This is a genomic window from Faecalicatena sp. Marseille-Q4148, from assembly GCA_018228665.1.
Lineage (GTDB): Bacteria > Bacillota > Clostridia > Lachnospirales > Lachnospiraceae > UBA9414.
Genome location: CP073692.1, coordinates 1,064,664 through 1,080,579 on the forward strand (window position 1 = coordinate 1,064,664; position 15,916 = coordinate 1,080,579).

Annotated in this window: 12 protein-coding genes; 2 read left to right on the forward strand and 10 right to left on the reverse strand. The window is 42.3% G+C overall.

The genetic code is table 11. The annotated features are described in order from the left end of the window. Positions 1–100: 100 nt before the first annotated feature. From ilvC to KFE17_05125, 3 genes are all read right to left on the reverse strand, one after another. Positions 101–1,117 carry a ketol-acid reductoisomerase gene (ilvC, locus tag KFE17_05115; GenBank protein ID QUO33128.1) on the reverse strand — a complete coding sequence of 339 codons (1,017 nt, stop codon included), beginning with the start codon at positions 1,115–1,117 and terminating at the stop codon, positions 101–103. Between the two features lie 52 nt (positions 1,118–1,169). Beyond that, positions 1,170–1,670, reverse strand: coding sequence for an acetolactate synthase small subunit (gene ilvN, locus KFE17_05120; GenBank protein ID QUO33129.1), 501 nt, complete (start codon positions 1,668–1,670; stop codon positions 1,170–1,172). A gap of 101 nt (positions 1,671–1,771) precedes the next feature. Beyond that, positions 1,772–3,586, reverse strand: coding sequence for an ABC-F family ATP-binding cassette domain-containing protein (locus KFE17_05125; protein QUO33130.1), 1,815 nt, complete (start codon positions 3,584–3,586; stop codon positions 1,772–1,774). 170 nt (positions 3,587–3,756) lie between these two features. Between KFE17_05125 and KFE17_05130 the strand changes: the two genes are divergently transcribed. Continuing rightward, on the forward strand, positions 3,757–5,487 hold the full coding sequence (locus KFE17_05130) for an ABC-ATPase domain-containing protein (GenBank protein ID QUO33131.1): 1,731 nt from the start codon (positions 3,757–3,759) through the stop codon (positions 5,485–5,487). An 81-nt stretch (positions 5,488–5,568) separates the two neighbouring features. Here the strand turns inward: KFE17_05130 and KFE17_05135 are convergent, their stop codons facing one another. The 7 genes from KFE17_05135 to KFE17_05165 form a co-directional block, all read right to left on the reverse strand. Next, positions 5,569–6,903 carry a C1 family peptidase gene (locus tag KFE17_05135; GenBank protein ID QUO33132.1) on the reverse strand — a complete coding sequence of 445 codons (1,335 nt, stop codon included), beginning with the start codon at positions 6,901–6,903 and terminating at the stop codon, positions 5,569–5,571. A gap of 40 nt (positions 6,904–6,943) precedes the next feature. Next, positions 6,944–8,815: an ATP-dependent zinc metalloprotease FtsH gene (gene ftsH, locus KFE17_05140; GenBank protein QUO33133.1), complete on the reverse strand. Its 1,872-nt coding sequence runs from the start codon at positions 8,813–8,815 to the stop codon at positions 6,944–6,946. Positions 8,816–8,907: 92 nt separating this feature from the next. Next, the gene (locus KFE17_05145) at positions 8,908–9,261 is read right to left on the reverse strand and encodes an arsenate reductase family protein (protein ID QUO33134.1); all 354 of its coding nucleotides are present in this window, start codon (positions 9,259–9,261) and stop codon (positions 8,908–8,910) included. A 21-nt stretch (positions 9,262–9,282) separates the two neighbouring features. Then, positions 9,283–10,134 carry a DMT family transporter gene (locus KFE17_05150; GenBank protein ID QUO33135.1) on the reverse strand — a complete coding sequence of 284 codons (852 nt, stop codon included), beginning with the start codon at positions 10,132–10,134 and terminating at the stop codon, positions 9,283–9,285. An 85-nt stretch (positions 10,135–10,219) separates the two neighbouring features. After that, positions 10,220–12,118, reverse strand: a complete 1,899-nt coding sequence (locus KFE17_05155) for an ABC transporter ATP-binding protein (GenBank protein ID QUO33136.1) — start codon at positions 12,116–12,118, stop codon at positions 10,220–10,222. A gap of 2 nt (positions 12,119–12,120) precedes the next feature. Beyond that, positions 12,121–13,872, reverse strand: a complete 1,752-nt coding sequence (locus tag KFE17_05160; GenBank protein ID QUO33137.1) for an ABC transporter ATP-binding protein — start codon at positions 13,870–13,872, stop codon at positions 12,121–12,123. After that, on the reverse strand, positions 13,873–14,346 hold the full coding sequence (locus KFE17_05165) for a MarR family transcriptional regulator (GenBank protein QUO33138.1): 474 nt from the start codon (positions 14,344–14,346) through the stop codon (positions 13,873–13,875). It lies immediately after the preceding gene. Positions 14,347–14,557: 211 nt separating this feature from the next. Here KFE17_05165 and KFE17_05170 point away from each other — a divergent pair, with 211 nt between their 5' ends. Continuing rightward, the gene (locus KFE17_05170; protein ID QUO33139.1) at positions 14,558–15,907 is read left to right on the forward strand and encodes an MATE family efflux transporter; all 1,350 of its coding nucleotides are present in this window, start codon (positions 14,558–14,560) and stop codon (positions 15,905–15,907) included. Positions 15,908–15,916: the final 9 nt, after the last annotated feature.

A 15,916-nucleotide genomic window follows, 5' to 3' on the forward strand; every position in this document is an offset into this window, starting at 1 on the left:
AGCACAATGAAAAAGCCGCCCTGCCGTGAACCGCTCTCCAAAAGCTAATTTATGGCTTTTGAAAGCTCGGTGCATCCTGCAGAGCAGCTTTCTTTTTTCATTAATTATTGATCAGCTTATCCTCGTCACTCCAGCTGTACAGCTTTCTCACTTCCGCTCCTACTACTTCTGACGGATGTTCTGCTGCTTTCTTTCTCATTGCCTTAAAATGTACCTGGCGGCCGGCCGGTGACATATCAAGCAAGAATTCTTTCGCAAATGTACCATCCTGGATATCGGAAAGGATCTGTTTCATTGCCTTCTTTGTATCCTCTGTAATAATCTTGGAACCGGTAACATAATCGCCATATTCTGCTGTATTGGAAATAGAATATCTCATTCCTGCAAATCCGGACTGATAGATAAGATCTACAATTAGTTTCATCTCATGGATACATTCAAAATATGCATTTCTCGGATCATATCCCGCTTCACAAAGAGTCTCAAATCCTGCCTGCATCAGCGCACAAACTCCGCCGCAAAGAACTGCCTGCTCACCGAACAAGTCTGTTTCTGTCTCTGTGCGGAATGTAGTTTCAAGCACGCCTGCTCTTGCCCCGCCGATTCCAAGCGCATATGCAAGTGCAAGATCTAATGCTTTGCCCGTAGCATCCTGCTCTACTGCAACAAGACATGGTACACCTTTTCCTGCCTGATATTCACTTCTTACCGTATGACCAGGGCCTTTTGGAGCGATCATTGTCACATCCACGTCTGCCGGAGGGGTAATACATCCAAAATGAATGTTAAATCCATGAGCAAACATCAGCATATTTCCCGCTTCCAGATTCGGTTCAATATCTGCCTTATACAGATCTGCCTGTTTTTCATCATTAATCAGGATCATAATGATATCTGCCTTCTTTGCAGCTTCTGCCGCCGTATAAACATCAAAGCCCTGTTCTACTGCTTTCGCCCAGGAATTACTTCCCTCATAAAGTCCGATAATAACATTGCATCCGGATTCCTTTAAATTCAGAGCATGGGCATGGCCCTGACTTCCGTAACCGATAATGGCAATCGTCTTGCCCTCTAATAATGATAAATTACAATCCTGCTGATAATAAATTTTTGCCATAGATATTTCCTCCTAAACTAAAAAATTTATGAAAGGGCTGTACTTGGCAGCTCTAATCAAACCACTTCACATCATCAGAACCTCTCGAAAGCCCTGTAATTCCTGTTCGAGCTAATTCCAGAATTCCGTATTCATTCAGCATTTTAATCAAGGCTTCGATCTTCGATTGTGTTCCGGTCAACTCAATAATCATTGACTCCGGTTCTACATCTACAATCTTTGCCCGGAAAATATCCGCAATCGTAATGACTTCTGCTCTGCGGGCTGCATCTACATTAATCTTAACCATGACTAATTCTCTGCACACAGAACTGTCATCTTTTAGTTCTTTAATATCCCTGACATCTTCCAGCTTCCGAAGCTGCTTTTCGATCTGCGATAAAATCTGCTCATCTCCGCTTGCTACAACAGTAATTCTCGTAAATCTCACATCCGTTGTGACTCCGGATGTAATACTGTCAATATTATAGCCGCGCCGGCTGAACAATCCTGCAATTCTGCTTAAAACACCATAATTATTTTCAACTAATAATGAATACACCTTTCTTTTCATGTGAGTCCCTCCATTTCCAAAAACAGAGTGCGTTCTGTTTTTATATCATAGCAATTATTTTCCGATTTGTCAATATTTTTGTCTCTACTTCGCCATTGGATTTAGCTGTTTTTCTGCTGCTCGATCCGCTCTGCCAGATCATTCAAATACACCCATCTCTCCATTTTTTCTTCCAGCATTTGTTCCGTTTCTTCCTTCTTTTGCATTAGTTCTGAAAGTTTTGCGGAATTTGTAGCATTCTCCGACATTTCTTTATCAAACTGTTCGATTTTCTCTTCCAGTTCTGCGATTTCTTCATCGATCGTTTCATACTCTTTAGATTCTTTATAAGAGAACTTTAACTTCACCGGCTGATTCTGCTTCCAGCTTTTACTTCCTTTTCCTGTATTTTTTCCTGCCGCTTTTTCCTCTTCCGGTTTTCGTTCAGATGCTTTCCCTTCTGCTTCCCTTCTCATCTTTGCTTCCAGATAATCGGTGTAACCGCCCTCATATTGACGAAGCTTTCCATTGCCCTCAAATTCAAAAATACGATCTACTACATTATCAAGGAAGTATCTGTCATGGGAAACGGTAATCACAATCCCCGAAAAGCTGTTCAAATAATCTTCCAAAATAGTAAGCGTTGGAATATCCACATTATTTGACGGTTCATCCAGAACATATACATTTGCACCGCTGATCAAAACAGAGAGAAGGTAAAGTCTGCGCTTTTCCCCACCGGAAAGCTTTGACACCGGCGTATACTGCATTTCCGGTGTAAATAAAAATCGCTCTAACATCTGAGAAGCGCTGATACGCCCTTCTTTTGTCTGCACATATTCTGCGATGTCTTTAATATAATCAATCACTCTTTCATTGGTATCCATATCCGGCTCCTCCTGTGCCAGATATCCAATCTTAATTGTTTCCCCAACCTCAATCTGTCCGCTGTCTGGTTTCACAAGTCCGGCGATCATTTTCAAAAGCGTTGATTTTCCGCAGCCATTCGGACCGATGATTCCAAGCCGTTGATTCTTAAGCACAATATACTCAAAATCATCGATCATCTTTTCTGCTCCATATCCTTTACTCACATGGTGAAGTTCTATTGTTTTCTTTCCCATGCGCACTTCTGACGCATCCATCTCTACCGCCTGATCTGCCAGCGGCGCGCTTCCATTTTTCAATGCTTCCAGGCGCTCAAGTCTGGCGCGCTGTTTTGTACTTCTGGCTCTGCATCCCCGCTTCGCCCATTCCAGCTCCATCCGAAGCACACTTTGACGCTTCCGTTCCGAAGCCAGCTCCATCTCTTCGCGAGCTGCCTTTAATTCCAGAAATTTTGTATAGTTCGCCTGATAACTGTACATTGCCCCATGACTGATTTCTAAAATCCGATTAGATACCCGGTCAAGGAAATAACGGTCATGCGTTACCATCAAAATAACGCCTCTGTAACTTCTCAAATAGTCTTCCAGCCAGGAAATCATTTCTTCATCCAAGTGATTCGTCGGCTCATCCAGGATCAGTACATCAAATTCTCCTGCAAGCGTCTTTGCAAGGGCCGTTCTCCTTTTCTGCCCACCCGAAAGCTGCTCAATCTTCTTCTCATACTCTGTAATTCCAAGCTTTGTCAGATTGCTCTGCACAATCCAGTCTGTATCGCTGTTTCCTTCAAGCGCATAGGAAGCAACCGTAGCTCCAGCCGGAAATGCCGGATTCTGTGGAAGATAAGCAATCCGAATGCCATTCTGCCTGATAATCTGCCCACTGTCCGGTTCTTCCTCCCCGGCGATCATTTTCAAAAGAGTAGATTTTCCGGTTCCATTAATCCCAATGATTCCGACTTTATCTCCCTCCTGAATTCCAAAAGATGCATCCTGAAAAATCACTTTCTCACCAAATATTTTGCTGATATGTTCTATATTTAAAATGTTCATACTTCTGCTCCTCTTTTTTACTTACATCATTTATGATAAAGGATTCTCATAATCTTGACAAGAATTATATTATCCATTGGACATTCTGTCCGAAATTTTTTATACTGTTCCATAGCAGTTATTTCATAATTTTAAATTCGTTGAAATGAATAATAAATCAGGAGGTTCCTATGTATCATACAACAAACAGCACTGCGGCAGACCTGAAAGATCTCATCGCATCTATTTACTGCAAAAGTTATCCGGCCTGCAAATCTTTGACCGGAAGCTATACATTTGAAAAATTCACACTTACCATCGATCATGTCCAGGGCGATCCTTTTGCCTCGCCATCCCACATCAGCATCCGCGTACCTCATCGGTTTGCCGGATTTCCTGCTGAGTTTTTCGACACCCCGTGGCGGAAGACTGCACTGGAAGATGCACTCCTTAGAGCTTGCGCTGCTGAGCTGTCTAAATACTCTTTTCGGGCAAAAGGTTCCGGAAAAAGCGGTCTTCTCGCTACAAGTATACCGGGACAGGAAATCTTACCGCGAAGCGCCTGTCAGATTACCAGTCATGAAATCATTCTTCGTCTGGAAGCCGGTTTTCCTGCGAATGGAAGAACCATTCAGGGACAGGAGCTGGAAAAAATGCTTCTGAATTTTATTCCTTCCTGTGTGCGTGCAGCACTGCTTTATCGTCCGGAAAAATACGCACAGCTCCAAAAAGATATCCACCTTGCAGACGATCAACATGCACTCCGCCAATTCCTTACAGAACATCATCTGTCTGCCTTTGTAGCAGACGGTGCAATTCTCCCGAGAGAAAGCGGCATTTCACAAAAACCAATGAAACATGCGGTTCCCTTCTCTTCCCCGGATACACTGCGTGTTTCCTGCACCCTTCCACATCATGGAATCCTAACCGGTATGGGCATCCGGGAAGGGATTACATTAATTGTCGGAGGCGGATATCACGGAAAGTCAACACTTTTAAATGCACTGGAAACAGGTGTATACAATCACATTTCCGGTGATGGGCGAGAATATGTAGTTACTGATTCTTCGGCTCTGAAACTTCGATCCGAAGACGGCCGCTCCGTACGCAACGTGGACATTTCGCTATTTATCAAAGACCTTCCAAACAAGAAAGATACAACTGCTTTCTACACAGAAGATGCCAGCGGAAGTACTTCCCAGGCTGCCGCAGTCATGGAAGGAATAGAATCCGGAAGTCATCTCTTTCTCATTGACGAAGATACTTCTGCAACAAATTTTATGATGCGGGATGAATTAATGCAAAAAGTAATCCACCGTGAACAAGAACCAATTACTCCATTTTTGGAACGTGCCAGAGATCTTTTTGAGCAGGATCACATTTCCACCATTCTTGTGGCAGGAAGTTCCGGTGCTTATTTTTACATTGCAGATACGATTATTCAACTGGATCACTACCTCCCTTACGATATTACAGCGCAGGCTCTTGCTGCCAGCCGCTCTTATCCTGCACCCGCAATCAAAGCGCCCGGATATCATATCGGAATGTTCCGCCGGATTCCTGAACATAAGGCAGAACATCCTGCGCAAAAGAAGCACACGTCAAGGGAGAACCACCTTCAGAAAATCAAGCTCTATGGCAAAGACTGTTTTCTTCTCGGAAAAGATACGATAGAACTGCGTTATCTTTCTCAACTGGTCGATTGTGAACAGACAAATACCCTTGCCCATCTGCTCCGCTATGCACAAACCCATTATTTTAACGGTGCTTATACTCTGACAGAGATTGTTGATTTCCTGGAAGACGAATTAGCGAAAAATCAATTTCAAAATATTTGCGGCAGCCGCTTTGTCCCTTGCGGATTATGCATCCCACGCCGTCAGGAAATCTTCTCCTGCTTTAACCGCTATCGCAAACTGTAGACAGAAAAAAGGCTCCCGAGCACAGCTGATATGTGCCCTGGAGCCTTCTATATTTGATTTAAAACTTATCCTCTGAATCTTCTAAGCAAGAGAACCCATTGGATCCCATGGTTCCAGCAGAATCGGTTCGCTTTCATACTCGCGGATAATTTCTTCCGGAAGATATTTTTTGTTCACTACGATCTGGTACATATACTCATCAAACCATTCGTCTGTCATCATATAGTATCCGTCTTTTCCTGAATCTTTTCCCCAGCTGTTTTCGACCCGCCAACGATTCGGACGTCCCTCTTCATCCAGATTCACTCCCATAAATACCATGGCGTGAGTCATTAAACTCTGTCCGTATTCCACTCGCTCGCCCTTTGTCATTGTAAATTTTGTATGGAATAGCTCTTCTTTTCCATAATTCGCAAGATCCATTCGTCCATCTTCGCGGCTCAGTTCTTTGCCGACATCACATCCAAACCAAACCGGTGATCCATCCTGCATTTGAGCAATCGCAGCTTTCTTCAGCACTTCTGATTCCACGTTCACATAGCGGACTTCACGCCCTTCTTTCACATTGCCGAGAAACTTCACACTATAACTTCTGTGGAACGGCTTGTCGCTTGTCGGGGCATTAATCAAACTGATATACTCACTTAAATCCAAATGGATGTATTTCTCATAAAATGCTTTCGGCGTCAGATTCGTATCTCTATGGAAATTCTTGTCCTTATCCCGAATTTCGAAATCAAATGTCTTTGGCGGCTTTCCGAGACAGATGCAAAGAATATCATAGACTTCTTCCATCATCTCTTCTTTCTCTTTCCGCAATTCTTCTTCCGGCTTTCCTTCCCGATGCTCTCTTCTTAAAATACATGCATATTCACGAAGCTTCTCCGTCAGAAGCTGCACCATCTCACCTGTTGCAGAAGATGAGACTGTCTCCGGCATAGCTGACTGCGGGACAAGACCATATTTCTCGATCAGATTGCAGATCATATCCCACTGACCACCATCGTTTAACGGTGCGCTCAGTAAATGTGCAATCAGACGGCTGTCTGTCTCTTCATCCAATGTCTCCAAAATTGACTCCAGAAAGTAATTTGCTTTTTCCAGTTTATCATAGAACAAGGTATAGCTCTGTGACAACTGAAATTCTTCCAGATTCATCTCATGAATCACATGATAGCGAAGAACATTCAATGCTGCAAACATCCAACATCTTCCGCTTTTTTGCTGATTCGTAATTTCTCCCTGATCCAGACGGACAGAAAATTCATGGGCATTCCCACGCTCTGCCTGATAATTCTGCGCTGTTTTCAAAACACCGTTGGCAGTCACTGCGTTCATCGCGATTCTATTCGCCCGATCTGCATCAAAACGGGTTTCAAATTGCTGCAGTTTCTCATTCGTAATCATTACTTCCATTTCAATCGCTCCTTTTGGTATAAATTCTGCTATTTACAGCTTACACCTCTTCCGCTTTAGAATCAACCAAATTTGGATATTCTTCCTTCTGGTTCAGAATTTCCATAAATTCTTCTCCCGTAATTGTCTCACGCTCATAGAGATACTTAGCCAGTTCATGCAGCTTAGACATGTGATCTGACAGAAGTTTCTCCGCTTTCTGATACTGCTGTCTTACAAGCGCAATCACTCTTTTATCAATATCGGCTGCCATTTCCTGAGAACATGCCAGCGAGGTATCTCCGCCAAGATATTGATTGGAAACTGTCTCAAGTGCAACCATTCCGATATCTTCACTCATACCAAATCTTGTAATCATTGCTCTTGCAAGACGTGTTGCCTGCTCAATATCGTTAGATGCTCCTGTTGTAATAGAATGGAACACAAGATCTTCTGCACAGCGTCCTCCGGTAAAAGTGGAGATCTTATTCTCAATCTCTTCTTTTGACATCAGGTTATGTTCCCCTTCATCTACCTGCATGGTATATCCAAGAGCGCCCGATGTACGCGGAATGATTGTAATCTTTGTAACCGGAGCAGACTGTGTCTGAAGTGCAGCCACAAGCGCATGACCGATCTCATGGTAAGCAACGATCAGTTTTTCTTTATCTGACAGTACCTTATTCTTCTTCTGATAACCTGCAATAACAACTTCGATACTTTCTTCTAAATCTGCCTGAGTTACAAACTTTCTTCCGGCACGCACTGCATGCAGCGCCGCCTCATTGATCATATTTGCAAGCTCTGCTCCGGACGCCCCGGAAGCAGCCCGCGCAATGGCATTAAAGTCAACACTGTCACTAAGACGAATCTTCTTCGCATGCACTTTCAGAATTTCCTCTCGCCCTTTCAAATCCGGTAATTCTACCGGCACACGTCTGTCGAAGCGTCCAGGACGAAGAAGCGCCGGATCCAGCGAGTCCGGACGGTTTGTTGCAGCAAGAATGACAACTCCTTTGCTTCCGTCGAATCCATCCATCTCTGTCAGCAGCTGGTTCAACGTCTGCTCCCGCTCGTCATTTCCGCCCATGCCGCCGTTATCACGTTTCTTACCAATCGTATCAATCTCATCAATAAATACGATACACGGTGCTTTCTCATTCGCCTGCTTAAACAGATCACGAACTTTTGCAGCACCCATTCCGACAAACATCTCTACAAATTCAGAACCGGAAATTGAGAAGAACGGTACATTCGCTTCCCCTGCAACTGCCTTAGCCAGCAGCGTTTTACCGGTTCCGGGAGGACCTACCAGAAGCGCACCCTTCGGCATCTTTGCACCGATTTCCTGATATTTCCCAGGATTGTGAAGGAAATCTACAATCTCCTGTAAAATCTCTTTCGCCTCGTCTTCTCCGGCAACATCATTAAACTTAATCCCCGTCTGAGACTGCACATATACTTTTGCGTTACTCTTACCAAACTGCATAGACGGCATTCCCATACCGGCGCCGCCTTCTCCGCCCATCTTCTTCATCATACGTCTTGTCAGAAGACTTCCAAGCCCAAAAATAATTACAAAAGAAATCAGTCCGGATAACAACATACTCATGAGCGGCGACATCTCTTCTTCCATAACCCGGCCGAAAGAACATCCTGCATCTTCGAGGCGGTCTACAAGTTTCGGATCATTAAAAGTCGTTGCCTCATACGCTTTATCACTCTTATCCGTAAAGTAGATCGATTCTCCTTCAATCTGTACTTTTTCTACTTTCTTATCCGAAAGCATATTCAGAAAAGTACCGTAATCAACGGATTCCACTTTCTGGTTCAACATTCTTGTGAATACAAACTGGTTTAATATTAATAAAACAAAAAATCCAATGAGCCAGTACAGCCACGGGGATCTTTTAGGTGTTTTTACTTCCTGCATATATTCATCCTCCTTTTCTTTTTACATATGGAAAATATACGCTTTTCTTCCCCGAAAGTCAATGTACTGGCTCTGAATAAAGTATAAAATTCTTATGAATTCAGCTTTTCTTCCCACTCTTTTTCCCGAAATCCCGGGACAGCAAAATCATCTCCCACAAGCAGCGGACGTTTCACAAGCATACCATCGGTTGCAAGAAGTTCATACTGCTCTTCCTCTGTCATCTGCGGCAGCTTGTCCTTTAGTCCAAGTTCCTTATATTTCATCCCGCTTGTGTTAAAAAATCTTTTCAGCGGAAGACCGCTCATCTGGTGCCACTGTTTTAATTCTTCCACCGTAGGGTGATTTTCTACAATATGTCTGCATTCAAATGCAGTTCCTTGCTCTGTCAGCCATTTTTTTGCTTTCTGACAAGTAGTACATTTTGGATATTCTACAAATAACATTTTTCTTCCTCCTGTTTTCTGCTACTCACTATGTTTTGAATAAATGAAAATTCCAAGAATAATTACGATACCTCCAAGAACTGTATATAACCCCGGAATTTCTGAAAATAAAAAGATTCCGAGTACCGATGCAAACACCGGTTCCAGAAGTTTTACCGTAGAAATAAACGATGCTTTTTCATATTTCAGCCCCCAGCTGAAAATGCTGTGTCCCAGAAGACTGCAGCAAATTGCCATACCGATACTTGACACAAACATAGACGGACCATATCCGGTAACCGGTGTTTTCTGCAGCAGCAAAAGCACAAATACCGTTACCGCTGAAGATGCATATACAAGAAATGTATAAACGGTCGTTGTCATATGCTTCCGGCAAATTTTTCCAATGATGGTATATACCGCCATAAATGCAGCTCCGGACAGCGCGATCAGATCGCCTTTCAGAATATCACTTCCAATTCCTGCATCTGCCATTGCCACTACAACGCTTCCTGCAAATGCCAGAAAAATTCCGATCCATCCCTGCCTGGATATCTTTTCCCGGAAGAAAAACAGCATAGCAAACGCAACAAAAAAGACTTCTGTGTCTACCAGTACGACACTGGATGCAATACTGGTAAATCGCAGTGACTCAAAATAAGCCGAAAAATGCAGTCCCAAAAAACAACCGCTGATTACACAGAGCAGCACATCTTTTTTTGTTAATTTTTTCAATTCCGGACGAAATTTTACAAAAAGCGCCGGTGCTAAAAATATTGCAGCAAAAAGCGATCTGTAAAATGTCAGCACAAGAGACGGCGCATCGGTAATCCTCACAAAAACAGCCGAAAAAGACACTCCCAGTACCCCTAAAATAATTACTAATTTTTTCATCCTCTTCTCCTAACAGTTCATTTTTCACTTTATTTTAGCATATGCTGCTCTGAAATACTACTCTTTTTTGTACTGTGGTATAAAATTATTCGCTTGCAGATCGCCCGGTGTAAAGCTGATAATATTTTCCTTTCTGAGCAATCAGTTCTTCATGGGAACCTCTTTCAATAATCCGTCCCTGCTCCAGTACCATAATGCAGTCGCTGTTTCTTACGGTAGAAAGTCTGTGGGCAATTACGAATGTTGTTCTTCCATGCATAAGCCTGTCCATTCCATCCTGCACAAGTTTTTCTGTCCGTGTGTCGATTGAACTTGTCGCCTCATCCAGAATCAGCACCGGCGGATCTGCCACAGCTGCTCTGGCAATTGATAGAAGCTGTCTCTGTCCCTGGCTTAAATTGCTGCCATTTCCATAGAGCATTGTCTGATAGCCGTCCGGAAGCCGGCGGATAAATCCATCTGCATTAGCCAGTTTCGCAGCCGCTATTACTTCCTCATCCGTTGCATCTAATTTTCCGTACCGGATATTTTCCATAACCGTTGCCGTAAACAAATTGGTATCCTGAAGTACAATCCCAAGCGAACGGCGCAGATCATCTTTCTTAATTTTATTAATATTAATACCATCATAACGAATCTTTCCATCCTGAATATCATAGAAGCGGTTAATTAGATTCGTAATTGTCGTTTTTCCTGCACCGGTAGATCCTACAAATGCAATCTTCTGTCCCGGAGTCGCATAAAGCTTAATATTGTGAAGGACAATCTTTTCATCATGATATCCGAAGTCTACATCATTAAATACGACATCTCCTTTTACTTCTACATAATCCGTTGTACCGGTTGCCTTGTGATAATGCTTCCACGCCCAGCACCCTGTATGTTTCTTTTCTGTCGGAACAACACTTCCGTCAGCCTGGTGTTCCGCATTCACAAGCGTTACATAGCCTTCATCCGTTTCTTTTTCTTCGTCTAATAATCGGAAAATGCGTTCTGCACCTGCAAGCGCCATAACAACTGCATTCATCTGCTGACTTACCTGATTAATTGGCATATTAATACTTTTATTAAAGGTAAGGAAGCTTGCCAGACCGCCAAGCGTAAAACCTCCAACTCCATAAATGGCAAGAATTCCACCTACAATAGCGCATACCACATAACTGATATTTCCGAGCTGTGCATTAATCGGTCCAAGTATATTGGCAAACTTATTTGCTTTATCCGCACTTTCAAACAGCTGATTGTTCAAATGACTGAAATCTTCCATACTGGCTTTTTCATGGCAAAATACTTTTACAACCTTCTGCCCTTCCATCATTTCTTCAATAAAACCATTCAATGCTCCGAGATGTTTCTGCTGTGCAATGAAGTAGGTTCCGCTTAAACTTGCTGCTTTTTTTGTTGCCGTCATCATAACGGCAATCATTATGAGCGAAACAATTGTCAATGGAATATTCAACATAATCATACTGAGCATCACACTAACAATGGTTATCATACTTGATAAGAGCTGAGGCATGCTCTGACTAATCATTTGTCGAAGAGTATCAATATCATTTGTATACACAGACATGATATCTCCATGTAAATGGGTATCAAAATATTTAATCGGAAGATTTTCCATATGTACAAACATATCATCCCTGAGATTACGCAATGTTCCCTGTGTAACATAGATCATCAAACGATTATATAAATAAGTAGAAATAACTCCAACCAGGTAAATGACCGCTACTTGTCCGATCGCTGTTAAGAGCGGAACAAAATTCGGATTTTCACTTCCCAGCAACGGTACAATATAACCGTCGATCAATGTTTTCATAAACATCGTTCCTCGTACATTTGCCAGTACACTGACAAAAATGCCAACTACAACAATCACTAGATGAACTTTATAATTTTTCAAAATATATTTCATCAGTCGGGCAAATAATTTCCCAGGATCTTTTACTTTTGGTTTTGCTCCCCGCATTGGTTTTGGCATAATTATTCCCCTCCTCTTCCTTCATCAAAATCTCCGCCTCCGCGATTTTGAGATTCATATACATCCCGGTAAATTGCATTTGTCTCCATGAGCTGTTCATGAGTTCCAAATCCATTTACCATTCCATTTTCCATAACAATAATTCGATCTGCTCCCTGCACACTGGAAATACGCTGTGCAATGATGAACTTCGTCGTATCCGGGATTTCCTCTGCAAATGCTTTTCGAATCTTTGCATCTGTAGCAGTATCCACTGCACTTGTAGAATCATCTAAAATCAATATTTTCGGCTTTTTCAGGAGCGCTCTGGCAATACAAAGACGCTGCTTTTGTCCGCCGGACACATTTGCTCCTCCCTGCTCAATATGTGTTTCGTATTTCTGCGGCATACGCTCAATAAATTCATCTGCACATGCAAGACGACATACTCGTTTACATTCTTCTTCAGAGGCATCCGGATCTCCCCAGCGAAGATTATCAAGAATTGTTCCTCCAAACAACACATTTTTCTGAAGAACAACCGCTACCTGATTCCTCAATGTTTCCAGATCATATTCCTTTATATTTACACCGCCCACATATACATTTCCTGCTGTTGTGTCATAAAGACGGCTAATCAGATTCACAAGGCTGGATTTAGCGCTTCCTGTTCCGCCAATAATTCCAATCGTCTCTCCTGATCGTACAGTCAGATTGATATCTCTCAGTACCGGTTCCTCACTGTCTTTTTTATAACTGAAATCTACATGCTCGAACACAACGCTTCCATCTTTCACTTCTTTTTTCGGATTCTTTCCATTACAAAGATCTGTTTTTTCATTCAAAACCTCTGTAATCCGACGCGCGCTCGCCATACTCATTGTCACCATAACAAAAATCATCGAAAGCATCATCAGACTCATCAAAATATTCGTACAATATGTCAGAAGACTCATTAGCTCACCTGTCGTCAGATTATTAGAAACAATCATTTTTGCTCCAAGCCAGCTGATTCCGAGAATGCACCCGTACACGGTAAACTGCATTACCGGAGAATTCATAACAACAATGTTTTCTGCTTTCACAAACATTCGATACAGGTTGGCACTGGCTTTTGTAAACTTGTCCTTCTCAAATTCTTCCCGCACATAAGCCTTTACTACGCGGATTCCTGTAATGTTTTCCTGCACACTGGCATTGAGATCGTCGTATTTTTCAAATACACTGTTAAAATATTTTGTCGCACGGCTTATAATGACCATCAAAAAAATACCAAGCAAAATGACTGCCACAAGGTAGATTGATGCCAGTCTTGCATTAATCATAAACGCCATAACCATAGCGCAGATCATGCTGGCAGGCGCCCGCATACACATACGCAGAATCATCTGATATGCATTCTGTATATTGCTTACATCCGTTGTCAATCGTGTAATCAAACCTGCCGTACTGTATTTGTCGATATTGGCAAACGAAAACGTCTGAATATTTTCAAACATGGCTTCTCTCAAATTTCTTGCAAATCCGGTAGAAGCTTTTGCTCCGTAAATACCTCCCATCAGTCCTGCCAGAAGCCCTGCCGCTGCTACAACAACCATCACACCACCTACGATCATAATATGGCGAATATTTCCTTTTTCTACCCCCTCATCAATAATTGACGCCATCAAAAGCGGTATCATTGTCTCAAGAATCACTTCCAGAATCATATAAATCGGTGTCAGAACAGATTCTCGTTTAAATTCTTTGACCTGTCCCAATAGTGTCTTAACCATCTAGCCTTTCTCCTTTCGCTCTTCTGTCTTGTAGTTTTTCTCATCTTCCTGTGCATTTGCTTTCATTCTGCGGAGTACACAAAGAAAAATTTCTAACTCTTCTTCGGAAATCCCTCTCAGAAGTCTTTCCTCCAGATAGTTGATTATCTTCTCTGTCTCTCGGTTCATCTCAACACCTTTTTCTGTTAGAACAATTTTTTTCAGCCTCGCATCTTCTTTCACGCCAATACGTCTGATATATCCCTTTTTTTCCATCAGCTTCAGAATGGTTGCTGTTGTGGAACGCGCCATCGAATAGCGATTCTCAATATCTTTTTGAAAAATATCTTCCTCCCGGTGTCGATACAAAAATCCTATAATCCATCCATGCATCACTGTCACTTCGTCTCTTCCCATCCGTGACTGATGAGCCATCATATTGCGTCCAAGAATGTTGTCTAATTCATGAATCTCATGTCCAATCGGCTTCGCCATTTTGTTTCTCCTTTATTGCAAAATCATCATAGTTCTATAGCGAACAATTCGCTTGCGAACTTTATTATACACATTATCAGAAACTATTGTCAAGTTTTTTATGCACACCAGAAAGTACATCTGATCTCCTTTTCTTCCTTGAACTTTCCAAAGGAGATGCTTATAATACTAAGTTAGGTATATAGTTTTAAAGAAATCGAGGTGTTACAGCATGAAAAAAAATTATGAAATGGACATGTGCAATGGTCCGCTCCTCGGGAAAATCCTCATTTTCTCGGGGCCTCTGATTCTATCCGGAATCCTTCAGCTTCTCTTTAATGCAGCAGATATTGTTGTTGTCGGCCGCTTTACCGGAAGCCATGCGCTTGCAGCAGTTGGTTCTACCAGCGCTCTGATCAACCTTCTTGTAAATTTATTCATCGGACTTTCGATCGGAACCAATGTATTGGTAGCTCGATTCTATGGCGCAAAAAAAGAAGCCGAAGTCAGCGATACTGTTCATACTTCTATTATGACAGCCATTCTCGGAGGAATTCTCATGATCTTTGTTGGCGTTATTCTGGCACGCCCACTCCTTGAAATGATGGGAACTCCGGATAATGTCATTGCACATTCCGTACTTTATATGCGTATTTATTTTATTGGAATGCCTGCCTTTATGATTTATAATTTCGGCGCAGCCATTCTTCGTGCCATAGGCGATACACAGCGTCCGCTTTATTTCCTTATGGCAGCCGGTGTGATTAATGTAATATTTAACTTAATCTTTGTAATCGTCTTCCACATGGGCGTTGCCGGAGTTGCCGCTGCAACTGTTATTTCACAAGTGATATCGGCACTTCTTATACTAAATTGCCTGACTCATGTCGAAGGAATGTGTCATTTGAATTTAAAAAGTCTAAAAATACACAGCGATAAGCTGATTCAGATGTTAAAGATCGGACTTCCTGCCGGGATGCAGGGCGTCGTATTTTCTATCTCCAACGTACTGATTCAATCTTCTGTAAATTCCTTCGGCTCCATTGCAATGGCAGGGAATACAGCTGCATCCAATATTGAAGGATTTGTCTACACATCTATGAATGCCATTTATCAGACTGCACTAAGTTTTACAAGCCAGAATATGGGCGCCGGAAACTACAAGCGAATCAATCAGATTTTGCTCCGCTGTCTTGCAATTGTATCTGTAATTGGACTCCTTCTTGGAAATGGAGCTTACTTATTTGGCCGCCAGCTGCTTGGCATTTATTCTTCTGATCCACAGGTAATCGAATTCGGGCTGTCTCGAATGGCAATCATCAGTTGTACCTATTTTCTTTGCGGTATTATGGATGTCATGGTCGGAAGCATTCGCGGACTTGGCTATTCTGTGATGCCGATGATCGTATCGCTGACCGGAGCCTGCGCTTTCCGCGTGTTATGGATTTTTACAATTTTCCAGTGGCAGCACACTTTATTTATCCTGTATATTTCTTATCCGATTTCCTGGATTCTAACTGGAGGTGTTCATATTCTTTGTTATCGTCATGTACATAAAAAGCTGTCCACCGCAATGATGTAAAAAAGTATT

What these genes read in the sequence shown, in the direction of transcription:
- ilvN (QUO33129.1), bottom strand. Translation starts at nt 1,670, where the DNA reads ATGAAAAGAAAGGTGTATTCATTATTAGTTGAAAATAATTATGGTGTT.
- ftsH (QUO33133.1), bottom strand. Translation starts at nt 8,815, where the DNA reads ATGCAGGAAGTAAAAACACCTAAAAGATCCCCGTGGCTGTACTGGCTC.
- KFE17_05145 (QUO33134.1), bottom strand. Translation starts at nt 9,261, where the DNA reads ATGTTATTTGTAGAATATCCAAAATGTACTACTTGTCAGAAAGCAAAA.
- KFE17_05155 (QUO33136.1), bottom strand. Translation starts at nt 12,118, where the DNA reads ATGCCAAAACCAATGCGGGGAGCAAAACCAAAAGTAAAAGATCCTGGG.
- KFE17_05150 (QUO33135.1), bottom strand. Translation starts at nt 10,134, where the DNA reads ATGAAAAAATTAGTAATTATTTTAGGGGTACTGGGAGTGTCTTTTTCG.
- KFE17_05135 (QUO33132.1), bottom strand. Translation starts at nt 6,903, where the DNA reads ATGGAAGTAATGATTACGAATGAGAAACTGCAGCAATTTGAAACCCGT.
- KFE17_05170 (QUO33139.1), top strand. Translation starts at nt 14,558, where the DNA reads ATGAAAAAAAATTATGAAATGGACATGTGCAATGGTCCGCTCCTCGGG.
- KFE17_05125 (QUO33130.1), bottom strand. Translation starts at nt 3,586, where the DNA reads ATGAACATTTTAAATATAGAACATATCAGCAAAATATTTGGTGAGAAA.
- ilvC (QUO33128.1), bottom strand. Translation starts at nt 1,117, where the DNA reads ATGGCAAAAATTTATTATCAGCAGGATTGTAATTTATCATTATTAGAG.
- KFE17_05165 (QUO33138.1), bottom strand. Translation starts at nt 14,346, where the DNA reads ATGGCGAAGCCGATTGGACATGAGATTCATGAATTAGACAACATTCTT.
- KFE17_05130 (QUO33131.1), top strand. Translation starts at nt 3,757, where the DNA reads ATGTATCATACAACAAACAGCACTGCGGCAGACCTGAAAGATCTCATC.
- KFE17_05160 (QUO33137.1), bottom strand. Translation starts at nt 13,872, where the DNA reads ATGGTTAAGACACTATTGGGACAGGTCAAAGAATTTAAACGAGAATCT.